The organism is Lipingzhangella halophila (assembly GCF_014203805.1).
Taxonomy (GTDB): domain Bacteria; phylum Actinomycetota; class Actinomycetes; order Streptosporangiales; family Streptosporangiaceae; genus Lipingzhangella; species Lipingzhangella halophila.
This window is the reverse complement of the sequence record NZ_JACHJT010000002.1, coordinates 663,593-677,421: the sequence shown is the minus strand read 5'-3', so window position 1 is coordinate 677,421 and position 13,829 is coordinate 663,593. Positions and strand designations below refer to the sequence as shown.

The window sequence follows — 13,829 nt, the reverse complement described above, 5'->3', positions numbered from 1 at the left end:
ACCGTTCGCCGGTGCTGGCGTGTGCGCGGCTCGATGGAGCCGCGGAGCGGTGCCCGCCCGGACGCGACCGGGCGGGCACCGCGGTGCCCGCCCGGGTCAGAGGATGATCCGCATGGGCTCTTCCAGGACCTCGGCCAGCTCCTTGAGGAACGCGGCACCCACCGCGCCGTCCACGGCGCGGTGGTCCACCGAGAGCTCCAGGTTGATGGTGTTGCGCGCCACGACCTCGCCGTCGCGCACCACCGGTTGCTGCCGCATGGCGCCCACCGCCAGGATCGCGGCCTCGGGCGGGTTGATGACGGCAGAGAAGCTGTCCATGCCGTACATCCCCAGGTTGCTGACACTGAACGTGCCGCCGCTCATCTCCTGCGGCTTGAGCTTGCCGTCGCGGGCCTTCTCGGCGAGCTCGCGGCTCTTCGCCGCGATCCCGGAGAGCGGGGTCTTGTCGGTGTCGTGCAGGACCGGGACCACCAGGCCTTCCTGCACCGCGACCGCCACCCCGACGTTGACCCGGCGGTGCAGCAGCAGCTTGTCGTCCACCCAGGAGGCGTTGACCTCGGGGTGCAGCCGGAGCGTGGTCGCGGCCGCCTTGACGATCAGGTCGTTGAAGCTGACCTTGTTCCCGGTGCTCTCCAGCTGCGCGTTGACCTGGGCGCGGAAGTCCTTGAGCGCCTCGGCGTCGATGGTCCGGCGCAGGTAGAAGTGCGGCACGGTCTGCTTGGCCTGCAACAGGCGGCGCGCGATCACCTTGCGTATGTTGCTGACCGTGACCTCTTCGGAGTCGCGGCCGTCGTCGTAAGCCTCCTGCGCGGCGGGCGCCGGCGCCGGTGCCCGCTCGGTCGGTGCGGCCGCGGGCTCGGCCGCGGGAGCGGCCTGCTCCTTGGCGGCGGCCTCGATGTCGGCGCGCACCACGCGGCCCTTCGGGCCGGAGCCCTTGATCTGCGTGATGTCCAGGCCGTGCTCGCGGGCCAGCCGGCGGGCCAGTGGTGATGTACGCGGGCGCGGTCCGCCGTCGGCAGAGGCAGGGCCGGCGGGTGCGGCTTCGCCCTCTGCGGGTGCGGGGGCCGGTTCCCTGGTCTCCTCCTGGGCGGGCGCCTGCTCGGTCGTGGCCTGCTCGGTCGTGGCCTGCTCGGCCGCGGATTCCCCGGCCGGGGCCTCGGTGGTCCCGGACTCTTCGGGCACAGCGTCCGGACTGTCGCCGAGGATGCCGATCACCGCGCCGATCGGGACCGTGTCGCCCTCGCTGACCGACTGCTTGACGAGGTACCCCTCGTCGTAGGCCTCGTATTCCATGACCGCTTTGTCGGTCTCGATCTCGACCAGGATGTCGCCCGGATCGACCTTGTCGCCGACCTTCTTCACCCAGGAGCTGATGACGCCCTCCTCCATGGTGTCGGAGAGGCGCGGCATGTAGATGTCAGTCATCGTGTGGTTCCCCTTCACCCGACGCGCCGGCCCACGGCGTTCAGGGTCTCCTTGATGGCGGTGGTGACCGATTCGGCGGACGGCAGAGCCGCCGATTCGAGCGGCTTGGCGTACGGCAGGGGCACTTCGGCCATGGCGACCCGGCGAACCGGGGCGTCCAGGAAGTCGAACGCGCCCTCCTGGATCGTGGCCGCGAGCTCGGCACCGATCCCGTAGGTAAGCCAGTCGTCCTCGGCGATCACGGCGGAGCCGGTCTTGCACACCGACTCCACGATCGTCTCGCGGTCGAGGGGGCGGAGACTGCGCAGGTCGACAACCTCAACACTGATGTCCTCGGCGGCCAGGTTCTCCGCGACCTGGGTGGCGAGCGCCGCCATACGCGAGTAGCCGATCAGCGTGATATCGGAGCCCTCGCGGGTGACCGCGGCGCGGCCGATCTCGGCGACCGGCTCGTCGTCCTCGGCGACCTCGCCCTTGGAGTTGTACAGGCCGAGGTTCTCCAGCAGCAGCACCGGGTCGTCGTCGCGGATGGCGGCGCGCAGCATGCCCGCCGCGTCAGCGGGGTTGCTCGGCGCGAGCACCTTCAGGCCGGGGACGAAGGAGTAGAACAGCTCGATGTTCTGCGAGTGCGTCGCGCCGAGCTGCTGTCCGCCGCCGCCGGGGGTGCGGATGACCATCGGCACGCTGGTCTGCCCGCCGAACATGCCGTAGACCTTCGCGGCGTGGTTGATGATCTGGTCGATCGCGAGCAGCGAGAAGTTGATCGTCATGACCTCGACGACCGGCCGCAGCCCGAGCATGGCCGCGCCGATAGCCGAGCCGACGAAGCCTTCCTCGGCGATGGGGGTGTCGCGGACCCGGCGCTCGCCGAACTCCTTGAGCAGCCCTTCGGTGATCTTGTAGGAGCCCTCGAAGACGCCGATCTCCTCGCCGATGAGGAAGACGTCCTCATCGCGGAGCATCTCGGCCCGCAGCGTGTCGCGCAGCGCCTGACGGTAGGTGATCACAGACATGTACCGGTTAACCTTTCCTACTCTGCGAACACCGGGTCGGCGGGCATGCGCTTGGACTCGTTGGCCACGGGGGTCGCGTAGGTGTAGTCGAAGAGCGTGGAGACGTCGGGATGCGGGCTGTTCTCGGCGAAATCGGCGGCGTCGGCGACCTCCTCGCGCACCGAGTCGGCGATCTCCTTCTTGGTGTCCTCGGTCAGGACTCCGGCCTCTTCCAGCTTCTCCGCGAAGATCGCGACCGGGTCGTTCGCCCTGTCGCGCGCCTCGTCCGCCTGCTCCTGGGTGCGGTACTTGGCGGGGTCGACCACCGAGTGCCCCTTCATCCGGTAGCTGAACGCTTCGAGCAGGAAGGGGCGCTGCTCGGAGCGGGCGCGCTCGACCAGTTCCGTCGTGGTGTCGCGCACCGCGAGAACATCGCGGCCGTCGACACGCTTGCCCTCGATCCGGAACGCCGACCCCCGCTTGTACAGGTCGGGCTCGGCGGATGCCATCTCCACGGTCGTGCCCATACCGGTGAAGTTGTTCACCACCACGTAGACGATCGGCAGGTTCCACAGGGAGGCGATGTTCAGCGACTCGTGCCAGGCGCCGATGTTGGTGGTGCCGTCGCCCATCTGGCACATGACGACCTCGTCGCCGCCGCGGTAGGTGACGGCGAGCGCCGCGCCGGTGGCAAGAGGGAGCTGCCCGCCGACGATGCCGTACCCGCCGAGGAGCCGGGTTTCGGTGTCGAACATGTGCATGGACCCGCCCCAGCCCTTGGACACCCCGGTGGTGCGCCCGTAGAGCTCGGCCATGACGCCGCGCGGGCTCATGCCCTTCGCGATGGCGTAACCGTGCTCGCGGTAGTTGGTGAACAGGTAGTCGCGTTCGTGCAGCGCGGAGGTGAGGCCGATGACGGTGGCCTCCTCGCCCAGGTTCAGGTGGCAGTAGCCGCCGATACGGGCTTGGGTGTACGCCTGGCCGGTGCGTTCCTCGAACCGTCGGATCAGCAGCATTCGACGGTAGTGGTCGAGGAGGTCCTTCGACGACTCGTCGGCGAGGTTCGGGGACTCGTTCTTCTGGTTCTGCCGGCGGCCCCTCGAACCCTTGGCCGTGCCGCCGCCTTTCGGCTTGGCCGTATCAGCCATAGTGGTGCCTTTCTACGTCCCTAGGCCGATCCCGACCGGGCCGGTAGGCCCGACGAAACCGACGCCTGGCCCGCTGTGTGGCGTGACCAGGGCCCTTGCGCCTACGCCGGGCTCAACGGCGGGGGCGCCATGGTGGCTGTTCAGTGGAGTTGAACTTTCTTTGCTCGCTTCCCGGCCTCTTCCATGCCCATTCATCGCGGCCGGGGGCTCGCGTTCCCACGGTAGACCGTGCTCGTGTGACATGGGTCGCGTGTTTCCGCGTCCACTGTACGGAACGATCGATGATCGATCAATCCTCTGGCCTCCCTTTCCGCGGGTCCGGTGGCTCAGTGGACGGAGTCGCGGGTCCGCAGGGCAGCCTCGACGTAGTTCAGGACGTGGTCACTGAGCATCCGCCCGACCTGAGGGTCGCTGCTGCGGAACGCTTCCGTGATCCGGGCGTGGTCCGCTGCCTTGGCGTGCAGCTCCATGTCGAGCCAGCGCACCGAGAGGGCAGTCCACACCTCGACCCCCAGGGACTCCCAGGTGTGCAGCAGCACGCTGTTGCCCGCGGCCCGCACGACCTCGCGGTGGAACTCGACGCTGTGCTTGATCTGCTCCTCGATGTCGCCGGTGGAGCTCGCCCGCTTCAGCGCCTCGACCTCGCGTTCCAGCGGGCGGGGGTCGCGGGCCAGGCGCTGCGCGGCGAGTTCCGCCGCGACCAGCTCCAGGCCGGCCCGGACGGGATAGATCTCGGCCATGTCCGCCACCCCGAAGTCGCGGACCCGGGCTCCCTTGTTCGGCACCGACTCGATCAACCGGAGCGCCTCCAGCTCGCGCAGTGCCTCGCGCACCGGTGCCTGGCTGACGTTGAGCTCGGCCGCCACACGCCGTTCGACGATCCGCTCGCCCGGTTGCCAGCGGCCGGCCAGGAGGCCGTCCACGAGCACCCGCCGGATCTGCTCCCGAAGCGGGTTCCGGGACAGGCGGGCCGGATCATCCGGCCTCTCGGGCAGGTCGACCATCAACGACCTTTCTGGTCTGTGCGTCATAGGTGTAGCGGCTCTTTGCAGAGTGCCACACGGACGCACGGGACCCAGCGCACGGACTCCAGTGGTTAACAGATCGCTCACGTTCGGGCTGCGCCCCGGTGAACGCGTTTCTCACACATCCTGACGGATAGGCGAAGTCCAAGATAAGTCCATGATCATCAGCAGGGCGCCGAACAGCGCACCGGCGTGGGACGCTATGCTCGGCTGTCGGAAATGTTCGAGTAGTACTGGGCCGAGCGGCGATGGCCTTCGGAGCGATGCCAACCAAACGGGTGGTAGACGCGCGGTGCCCGCCGACTCCCCAGTAGCCGACCGTGCCGGAGAGCCCGCGCCTCCGGTGATCCGGACACGCTCCCGCGAGGGGAGCTGCGCGTGTCCACGTCCAAGGATCCCAAGACAACCGAGCCCGAGCGGCGAGCCGTCCCCCAAGAGCAACAAGAGTGCCGCAGGCCAGCCCACAATTTGTGAGACAGCACTGAGCACATGATGCATACATCACGGATCGGACCGGAGCCGCCGTTTAGGGCCGGGCGGCCGGTATCCCTGGTCAGACGGAACGAGCGGTCCTTACCGGGTCCGCTGCGGTACCCGACCACGCGGACGCGCCGCCCGAACGGCTCGACCGTCACGTGGCCGAGTGTGAGCGAGATCGCGTGGGGCCTCGCGTCCGACAAGACCGCCATCATGCTCGCGGTGGCCCTCCTCACCATGACGGTACTGGCCGCGGGACCACTGCACCCGATCGACAACTTCGTAAACACGTACCCGCGACCGCTGTGGGACGAGATCCGGGTGTTTCTCATCCTATGGCTCGACACGGTCGCCTCGCGTTTCGTCGCGCTTCCGGTTCTGGGCGTGACGGCGCTGCACTTTGCCTACTACCACCGGTCCTGGCGGCCGGTGATCCTCGGCGTGGTGGGCGTGTTCGGGATGGTCTGCCTCGTTGCGTCGATGAAGCTGCTGTTCTCGCGCAGCCACCCGCGCACGTACGACCCGAGCTTCTTCTCCGACCTGGGATCGGTGTCCTTCCCGTCGGGGCACGGCGCCAACGCCATCCTGATCTACGGCCTGGTGCTGTTCATGATCATCCGCTACAAGGCGGCCCGACCGCACGTGGTGCAGCGCCTCGCCCTGTGCATCGTCGGGATTGCGCTCCTGCAGTCCGCGGTTTCGGTGTACCTGCACTTCCACTGGTTCACCGACCTCGCGACCGGGATGATCGCCGGCGGCCTCGCGCTGCGGCTCACGATCCGGCTCGACCGCATGATCCCCGAAGGCCGCACAAGGTTCTGGTGGCCCTGGCTCGGGGGGAGCTTCTGGGGCGGCCGGGAGCAGCAGCAGGTGCACTCGGGCGGACCGGCGGCGCACTAGAGTCCTGCGCGCGTGCCTTGGCCGGGAGGCGCGGCGCACCGACCGCCGCGCACCAGAGCCGGCCCCGGTCAGCCAGCGGTTTCGTCCTCGGCGGGGTCGTCGGGCCCGGTTCCGCGCCCTTCGCCGTCGCCGCGGCGCACGCTGGAGGGCCTGACAGCCCGTCCGCCGTGTCCCGTGGCGCACCCGCACGAGACCGCCGACTCGGCTCACCCGTTCGGGGTCAGCGTGCGGATCGGTTCGTCCAGTTCCTTGGCGAAGAAGTCGAAGAACCCCTCGGGATCGGGGCCGGCGTTGACCAGAGTGAGGTGGTCGAAGCCGGCGTCGACGAACCGCTGTGCCACGGTCAGGTGGTCCGCGGCCTCCGGGCCGTAGCCGAAGGGCCCGGCCATGTCGTCCTCCGTGACGAGCTCCGTCGCCGCCTCGAAGTTGACCGGGTTGGGAAGCTCCGCCATGACCTTCCAGCCGGGCACCGAGAAGCGGAACATCTCGCGTGCCGACCGAAGGGCCGTGGACTCGTCGTCCGCCCAGGCCAGGGGCACCTCCGCATAGCGTGCCCCGTCGCCGCCGGCCTCCCTGTAGGCCGCGACGAGATCCGCCCTCGGTTCGGTGGTGAAGATCGCGTCGCCGTGCTCGGCGGCGATCTTCGCGGAGTCGGGGCCACCGCTCGCCACGACGATCCGGGGCGGTGTCTCGGGAAGGTCGAAGACCTGGGCGTCCTCCAGCTGGAGGTGCTTCCCCTCGAACGAGTGGTAGCCACCCGACCACAGCAGCCGGATGATCTGCACCGACTCGCGGAGCATCTCGTGACGCTGGCCGACCGCCGGCCACCCCTTGCCGACGACGTGTTCGCTGAGCCGCTCACCCGAACCGAGTCCCAGCGTGAAGCGGCCGTCGCAGAGTAGCGCGGTCGTGGCCGCGGCCTGGGCGATGATGGCCGGGTGGTAGCGCAGGAAGGGACACGTCACCCCGGTGGCCAGTTCGATCCACCTCGTCCGCATGGCCACGGCGGCAAGGATTGACCAGGCGAATCCGGAGTGGCCGTGGCTGTACAGCCAGGGGTGGAAGTGGTCGCTGACTTCAACGAAGTCGAACCCGACCTCCTCGGCGCGTTCCGCCTGCCGCACGAGCTCCTGGGGTGAGTAACCTTCCGCGAAGAGCTTATAACCGATCCTCATTGGCTTGTGTTCCTGCGTGTTGTCGCTCGCGTCGTTGATTAGGGGCCGCTATCCGGCCCCTCGCCAGCGGAAACGCTGGCCGGGCGAACGGTAGTCAGGTCCCCCCGGTGATGTCGACCGGGCAGGGAAGGGCCCCTTGCCGACGGCCCTGGGCGCCGATCTTGAGGAAATCGTTTCTTCCAAGCGCTACAAAGGAACCATTTCCTCAAGATCAACGCACAGTACTCCCATAATCCGGACATAGCGGGCTCGCGCGGCATCGAATCTGACTGTGCGGACATGTTCAGTGCCGAGAATGTCCCCACGGACACCCCCGCTGCGTCCCGCCACCGGTCGCCGCTGCCCTCGTTGGGCGCGTCACCATCGGGCACCAGGAACGATCACCCGGGGGCCGGCTCACCCACTGTCGTCGCTGCCCCCGTCGGATGCGCCACCGCCGGGCTCCCGCACTGTTAGGTCTGGAAGCCTGCTTGGTGCCGGATGCGTTTTCGTGGGGGTCCTTTGGCGATGCGGGAGTGGGGGCCGGCGTGGGCGGCGTGGATGGCGCGGCCGTCGACGTTGGTGGAGATGAGGTGGACGCGCACGTTGTGCTGGCGGGTCCAGGTGTGCCGGGGTGTCCAGGTCGGTGAGCATGCGCACTTCGGCCGGCGGGTCGTGGGCGGGGCGGTCGGCGCGGGCGGTGGCCCATGCCGCGGCGTGCTCGGGCGTCTCGCGTTCGGGGCGCGGGGTGGTCACGCGGGCACCTCCTCGCCGGTGTCCGCCAGCAGGTCCGCGCCGGCCCGGGTGGGCGTGGTCCGGGCGCGTTGGCGTTCGGTGGCCAGGACGTAGGGCCGTACGAGGGCCGCGCGCGGTGGTACCGGGTAGGGCGGCGGGGTCGGGGTGTGGGGCACCCGGCAGGCGTAGGGGCGTACGCGTGCGGCACAGCGGTGGGTGTGGCGTCCGGGATGCGGGGCCAGGGCGGCGCCTATGCGCCGCCGGGCACGCCCGATAAGCTCACTCACGTCATCGACTCCTATTCAGTCGCTGGCCACGCCCCGGGACAGTTGCCGCTGTCGCCGGGGCTTCGTTATGTGTGAGTACTATACATAGCTCTTTGAAGCTCTGTATAGCCTTCTATTACTTTCTGCTGGTCATTAGGGGTATACGTTGCTCGCGTGAGCAATCAGAATGATGTTCCCGAGTTCAACCCGCAGGGGCCGCAGCTCGTCTATGTCGCCGTGGCGGACCACATAGCGGCTCGCATCGAGTCGGGAGAGCTGCGGACGAACGCGCGCCTTCCTTCGGAGCGAGTCCTGGCCGAGGAATACGGCGTGGCGTATCTGACCGTCCGGCGCGCGATGCAGGAGCTGCGGGAACGGGGACTGATCGTGACCGTGCACGGCAAGGGCACATTCGTTGCCGAGCCTGGCGAATCTGAGTAGGCCGCTGCTCGTCGCGGACGTCGCGGTTGGCCCGGCTCGGTGGGAACCAGGCGCTCCTCCCCCGCGCGGCGCGGGGCCCGGCGCGTCTGGTCGGGGTCAGGGCGTCCGGCGCCGCGGTAATGGGAAAACCGGTTGCGCCGCTGCGCGCTGCGGTCGAACGATGGCCGGGTCATCCGTTCGACGCCGATACCGCAGGAGCTCACCGTGACCAGTGCCGAGATCCGGATCGGCGGGCCCGCCGACGTTCCCCGCCTGGCGGAGGTCTCCCGCGCCGCGTTCGCCCTCTTCGGGCAGGCCGGCCTGGACCTGCCTCCCGACGATCCGGAGGCGGAGCTTTCCGGCGCCGGCCGGCTCCTCGTCGCCGAGTTTCCGGGGCCCGAGGGCGGTCCGCTGGCTGTCGGCTTCGCGCAGTTGGTCGAGCTGGACGGGCACGCGCACCTGGCGGAGATCAGCGTGCACCCCGACTACGGGCGGCGGGGTGTGGGCAGCGCGCTGCTGGAGGCGGCGTGCGCCGACGCGGCCGGGCGCGGGCTGGCCGCGATGACCCTGACGACCTTCCGGGACGTGCCGTTCAACGGGCCGTGGTACGCGCGTATGGGCTTCACGGAGCTGCCCCGCGAGCAGTGGGGCGCCGAGCTCGCCGCCCAGTGGCGCGCCGAGGAGGGCCTGCTAGTCGCGCCGCGAGTCGTGTTGTGCCGCGAACTGTTCTGATACCGCCGCGCTCCCGGCCGCCTCAGGCGAGAAAAGTGGGGCCGGTCCCGAGCACGGCACCGGCCCCGCCTGGGCCCGTGGGCGTGCCGCCGGCGAACCAGGCGGGTGGCGCTGGCGACGCTCCACCCGGGTCAGGCGCGCACCAGTGGCGTCTCGACCAGATGCTCGGCCAGGAACCAGGCCTGCAGTTCGCCGGTGCGGACGACCTGGGAGACGAGTAGGTCGTTGGTGCCGTCATCGCCCTGTTCTGCCGCCTTGGCGGCGGCGTCGTGCGACGCGACGAGGATCGTCTCGTGCGCTTCCAGCAGGCGCGACAGCATCGCGGGGATCTCCTCCGCCCCGTTCGGCGGGCGGGGGATCACCGTCAGTTCGGCCACGTGCCGCGGGTCGCCGACCGCGACGCCACCGAGTGTCTGTACGCGTTCCGCGAGTGCGTCCACCAGCGTCAACTGCTCGCCGGCGTGCTTGTCGAGTAGCAGGTGCAACTGGTAGAAGGTCGGCCCCCGCATCAACCAGTGGTGCTTCTTGTACAAGCTGTACAGGATCTGGGTGTCGGCCAGGATCTTGTTGAGGCGCTGGCAGGAGTACATCCGCGCGTCGTGGGACAGTCCCACCGGCAGTTGCCGGACCGTCCCGAAGCTCTGGATCTCCTCACCCTTCTGGTGTAGCGCTGGTTGGCTGCCGTGGTGCTCCGCGGCTTTGGCGGAGGATTCGACCGCCATTGCGCACCTCCTTACATAGGGTTTCCTGGGCGCTTCCCAGCGTGCGCGTCACCATCTGCCATTTTTCTTCCCGCTACCCCCACCAGTGGCTAATACCGCGTCATGGCCGGGCAATATCTGCTGTTACTCGGCTAACAGTCCGCCCTCCCCACCCCCTGTTCGGCGCTTATTCACCTCTTAGTCACGCCTTAACCGGGCCGGTCCTAGCGTCTGTTGCCGGATGGCGCCGGTGCGGCACGGCACCGCCGCGCCCGGCACGACCGAGGAGGACTCCTTTGAGCGTGATGATCTTGCTCGCGCTACCCGTAAACCTGGTGGCGATCGCGGTGCTCGCGTATGCGATCTACTTCGTCCGGCACCGCCGAGCAGACCTGATGTTCGCCTTTGTCGCGCTGAATGTCGGCGTGTTCGCGATCTCGGCGCTGATGTTCAACCAGCAGGTCGAGCTGGCCATGGCGTTCGGACTGTTTGCTGTGCTGTCCATCATCCGGCTCCGCTCGGACGAGATCAGCCAGCGCGAGGTGGCCTACTACTTCGTCTCGTTGGCGCTGGGGCTGGTGAACGGGATTGGGGCGAGCACGCCGCTCGCGGCGGTCGGGCTCAGCCTGCTGCTGCTGGCGACGATGTACGTGGCCGACCACCCGAGGCTGGCCAGGGGGATGGAGTGGCGAACGCTGGTCCTCGACACCGTGCACGGCTGCGACCAGGAGCTCCGCGCCGACCTGCAGCGGCGGCTCAACGGCCGGGTGCTGCGGGTGATGGTCAACGAGGTGGACTATGTGCGGGAGACCATGACCGTGGATGTGCGGTACCGCCGCCTCGCGCCCCTTGCGGCGGCACCGCCCGACCGCGCGAACGCCGTAACCGTCCCCGCGCCGTTCGCGGCGGCGGACCGATGAGGACGAGTGCCAACGCCAACGCTGCCCCCGCTCGCGCCACCGAGGCGGGGCTGTTCCCCGCCATAGACCTGGACGAGGTGAACGCGCGTGCCGGCCTGCAGACCCGTTTCGACGCCAAGTACCTGGTGACGCCGCAGACCTACGCGGCCTTCGCCGCCCGGCTGGCCGAGCAGGACGACTGGTCGTGCCTGGAGATCGGCGGGAGGAGGGAGTTCCGGTACGTCTCGACCTACTTCGATACCCCCGACCTGCGTACCTTTCAGCACCATCGGCAGGGCCGCAGGCGCAGGTACAAGATCCGCACCCGGATGTACTCCGACACCGGCGACTGCGCCTTCGAGGTCAAGCTGGAAGGGGCCCGGAACACGACGGCCAAGGAGCGCCTTGCCTACCAGCCCGCGCACGCCGGCCATCTGACGTGGGAGGCGCTGGTCTTCCTGGAGGATGTGCTGCGGGCCACCTACCGGGTCGCCCCGCCGACCGGGCTCGTCCCGGCCGCCACCACGAGTTATCTGCGGCACACCCTGGTCCAGCGCTCGGGCGCCGCCCGGGTCACGCTGGACACCGGGCTGGTCTGCGGTGCGTCCGGGCGGCGGGTCGAGGCGCTGCCCATGTGGGCGGTGGAGACGAAGTCCGCCGCCCAAGGAGGGGCCGCCGACCGCATCCTGTGGTCCCTGGGGGCGCGCCCGCTGCGCATGAGCAAGTACTGCATGGCGATCGCGGTGCTCCACCAGCTCGCCGCGAACCCGTGGAACCGGGCGCTGCGCCGCTGGTTCGGGGAGGCGGCGCGCCGTGCCGGCCCGGGCGCGGGGCACAGCCCGGCTGTGCTGGCTACCCCAGCGTGACCGTGATCAGGGTCCCGGTTCCTCCGGGGCCCGTGCCGAGCTCGGTACCGCCTCCGGACGCCACCGCCGTCCGCCGTACGATGTCCAGCCCGAGACCCGTGGACCCTCCGCCGCTGTGGCCTCGCTGCGCCAGCTCGGCCCGGTCCGCTGCGGGCATCCCGGGTCCTTCGTCGCTTACCTCGATGACCGCTCCGCCTTCGGGACGCGCGGTGAGGTGCACCGCGAACGGTGTCCCGTCCGGGGTGTGCGCGAAGACGTTCCCGAGCAGCGCATCCATCGCCGCCGCGAGGTCCTCCGCACTGACCTGGACGGGGAGCGGGCCGGGGGCCGGGTCGGCCTCCAGTGCGCGGGATGTCTCCTCCGCGAGTACCGACCAGAACTCGACGCGTTCGGCGACCACCTCCGCGGCGTCGCATGAAGGGTCGGCTCGGGTGGGGCTCCGGGCGGCGTTGATGGCCGCGTCCACCGCCCGCTGGACGTCGTTGGCGGCCGACTCGATGGTCTCGCGTTCGCGCGGGTCGTTGAGCGCTTCGGCTTCCAGGCGCAGGGTGGTGACAGGGGTGCGGAGCCGGTGCGAGAGATCGGCGACCCGTTCCCGCTCCGCTGCGAGCAGGTCGCGGATCCGGCCGGCCAACCCGTTCAGCGCCGCCCCCACCTCGCGCAGCTCGGCGGGGCCGCTGACGCGCGCCCGCGCTTCGAGGTCGCCCCCGGCGAGCCGGTGCGACACCTGCGACAGCTCCGCCAGCGGGACGAGCAGCACGCGGGCCAGCCGATCGGCAAGCAGCAGCCCGAACGCGAGCAGCGCCAGCACCAGCACTCCCAGGATGACCCAGGCGCGGCCGACGCCCTCGGTCAGTTCGCTGTCGGCCACGTAGCTGCGAATGACCGCGGTCCCCTCGGGGAGTCCCTGCACCCCGAACAGGATCTCCCGGCCGCCCGGAGCCTCGGCGGTGATGCTGCGCCCGGTCGCGGCCAGCTCCACCGCCTCCGAGCGCGGTGCGTCGGCGCCGATGACGGTCCCGTCGGGCCAGTAGACGGTTACCGGGTGGTCGGTCACGGCGTTCATCCGGTCGACCGAGGCCCGAACGGTGTCCTGGTCGGCGGTGGCCACCACCGCCGACAGTGCCTCGGCATCCTGCGCGGCGCTGGAGACCGCCCGGTCGCTGGCGACCGTGCGGAGCAGCAGCCCGAGCGGTACCGAGAACGCGATCAGGACCAGGGTCACGGTCGCCGCGACCAGCACGGTCAGGCGCCGCCTCACGATGGCTCCCGGGAGGTGGGCCCGGCCGGTTCCGCCGCGTCCGGTGCGACCAGCTTGATGCCGACGCCGCGAACGGTGCGCAGGAACCGCGGGGACTGCGCGGACTCGCCGAGCTTGCGGCGCAGCCAGGCGACGTGGACGTCGACCGTTTTGTCCGCGCCGCCGTACGGCGCGCCCCAGACCTCGGTGAGGAGTTGCCGCTTGGAGACGACGCTGCCGGCGTTCGACGCGAGGTAGTACAGCAGGTCGAACTCCTTGGGACTGAGGTCCAGCGGCCGGTCGGCGAGGCGTGCCTCCCGGCTGCGGGGGTCGATCCACAGCGACTCGATGGTGATGCTCTCGTCGGTGCCGGCGTTGCCGGGGGAGCGCCGCAGGACCGCCCGCACGCGGGCGTCGATCTGGCGGGCGGTGAACGGTTTGACCACATAGTCGTCGGCGCCCGTGTTGAGCACCCGGATGATCTCGTTCTCGTCGTCGCGGGCCGTGGCGACGATGACGGGGACGTCGCTGACGCCCCGGAGCATCCGCAGCATCTCGGTGCCGTCGACGTCGGGAAGGCCAAGGTCGAGGATGATCAGGTCCGGGGCGGCGTCCACGGCGCTGTGCAGGCCGGGCATGGCGCCGGCGGCGGTGGCGACCGCGTGGCCCAGTTCGGTCAACGATCGTGTCAGGGCCGTTCTGAGCTGGGGGTCGTCCTCGATCAACAGAAGCTGCGCCACGGCCACAGGTTAGGCCACTGTGCCACGGTCTCTGGCGGCCGGGCCCGGCGGCAGCGAGAGACCGGCGCACTGCGCCGGTCCGGGGCCGCCGTACGCTTAGCGGCGACTT

General features: G+C 69.8%; 14 protein-coding genes. 5 read left to right on the top strand and 9 right to left on the bottom strand.

Annotation, left to right across the window (positions count from 1 at the left end; all coding sequences use genetic code 11):
- Positions 1–96 precede the first annotated feature (96 nt).
- From F4561_RS30125 to F4561_RS30110, 4 genes are all read right to left on the bottom strand, one after another.
- Positions 97–1,425: a dihydrolipoamide acetyltransferase family protein gene (locus F4561_RS30125; protein ID WP_184585087.1), complete on the bottom strand. Its 1,329-nt coding sequence runs from the start codon at positions 1,423–1,425 to the stop codon at positions 97–99.
- Positions 1,426–1,439: 14 nt separating this feature from the next.
- Entirely contained in the window at positions 1,440–2,438 is a 999-nt protein-coding gene (locus F4561_RS30120) for an alpha-ketoacid dehydrogenase subunit beta (protein WP_184585086.1), read from the bottom strand.
- Positions 2,439–2,455: 17 nt separating this feature from the next.
- Positions 2,456–3,565 (bottom strand): pyruvate dehydrogenase (acetyl-transferring) E1 component subunit alpha, encoded by a 1,110-nt coding sequence (gene pdhA, locus F4561_RS30115; protein WP_184585085.1) that lies wholly within the window; start codon positions 3,563–3,565, stop codon positions 2,456–2,458.
- A 326-nt stretch (positions 3,566–3,891) separates the two neighbouring features.
- The gene (locus tag F4561_RS30110; RefSeq protein WP_184585369.1) at positions 3,892–4,569 is read right to left on the bottom strand and encodes a GntR family transcriptional regulator; all 678 of its coding nucleotides are present in this window, start codon (positions 4,567–4,569) and stop codon (positions 3,892–3,894) included.
- A 666-nt stretch (positions 4,570–5,235) separates the two neighbouring features.
- On the opposite strand from F4561_RS30110, the gene F4561_RS30105 reads away from it, so the two are divergent.
- On the top strand, positions 5,236–5,967 hold the full coding sequence (locus tag F4561_RS30105; RefSeq protein WP_312885719.1) for a phosphatase PAP2 family protein: 732 nt from the start codon (positions 5,236–5,238) through the stop codon (positions 5,965–5,967).
- 206 nt (positions 5,968–6,173) lie between these two features.
- Here F4561_RS30105 and F4561_RS30100 read toward each other — a convergent pair whose 3' ends face one another.
- Together F4561_RS30100 and F4561_RS30095 are read right to left on the bottom strand one after the other, a co-directional pair.
- Positions 6,174–7,142, bottom strand: coding sequence for a TIGR03557 family F420-dependent LLM class oxidoreductase (locus tag F4561_RS30100; protein WP_184585084.1), 969 nt, complete (start codon positions 7,140–7,142; stop codon positions 6,174–6,176).
- Between the two features lie 731 nt (positions 7,143–7,873).
- Positions 7,874–8,143 (bottom strand): hypothetical protein, encoded by a 270-nt coding sequence (locus tag F4561_RS30095; RefSeq protein ID WP_184585083.1) that lies wholly within the window; start codon positions 8,141–8,143, stop codon positions 7,874–7,876.
- Between the two features lie 153 nt (positions 8,144–8,296).
- On the opposite strand from F4561_RS30095, the gene F4561_RS30090 reads away from it, so the two are divergent.
- The gene (locus F4561_RS30090) at positions 8,297–8,563 is read left to right on the top strand and encodes a GntR family transcriptional regulator (RefSeq protein ID WP_184585082.1); all 267 of its coding nucleotides are present in this window, start codon (positions 8,297–8,299) and stop codon (positions 8,561–8,563) included.
- 204 nt (positions 8,564–8,767) lie between these two features.
- Positions 8,768–9,274, top strand: coding sequence for a GNAT family N-acetyltransferase (locus F4561_RS30085; RefSeq protein WP_184585081.1), 507 nt, complete (start codon positions 8,768–8,770; stop codon positions 9,272–9,274).
- A 131-nt stretch (positions 9,275–9,405) separates the two neighbouring features.
- Here the strand turns inward: F4561_RS30085 and F4561_RS30080 are convergent, their stop codons facing one another.
- Positions 9,406–9,996 (bottom strand): Dps family protein, encoded by a 591-nt coding sequence (locus F4561_RS30080; RefSeq protein ID WP_184585080.1) that lies wholly within the window; start codon positions 9,994–9,996, stop codon positions 9,406–9,408.
- A 284-nt stretch (positions 9,997–10,280) separates the two neighbouring features.
- Between F4561_RS30080 and F4561_RS30075 the strand changes: the two genes are divergently transcribed.
- Together F4561_RS30075 and F4561_RS30070 are read left to right on the top strand one after the other, a co-directional pair.
- Positions 10,281–10,895, top strand: a complete 615-nt coding sequence (locus F4561_RS30075; RefSeq protein WP_184585367.1) for a DUF4956 domain-containing protein — start codon at positions 10,281–10,283, stop codon at positions 10,893–10,895.
- Complete coding sequence (locus F4561_RS30070) at positions 10,892–11,740, top strand: VTC domain-containing protein (RefSeq protein ID WP_184585079.1); 849 nt, start codon at positions 10,892–10,894, stop codon at positions 11,738–11,740. The genes F4561_RS30075 and F4561_RS30070 overlap by 4 nt, the downstream gene beginning before the upstream one ends.
- Here the strand turns inward: F4561_RS30070 and F4561_RS30065 are convergent.
- Positions 11,727–13,001 (bottom strand): sensor histidine kinase, encoded by a 1,275-nt coding sequence (locus tag F4561_RS30065; protein WP_184585078.1) that lies wholly within the window; start codon positions 12,999–13,001, stop codon positions 11,727–11,729. The two genes, F4561_RS30070 and F4561_RS30065, sit on opposite strands and share 14 nt — an antisense overlap.
- The gene (locus F4561_RS30060) at positions 12,998–13,720 is read right to left on the bottom strand and encodes a response regulator transcription factor (protein ID WP_184585077.1); all 723 of its coding nucleotides are present in this window, start codon (positions 13,718–13,720) and stop codon (positions 12,998–13,000) included. The genes F4561_RS30065 and F4561_RS30060 overlap by 4 nt, the downstream gene beginning before the upstream one ends.
- Positions 13,721–13,829 lie beyond the last annotated feature (109 nt).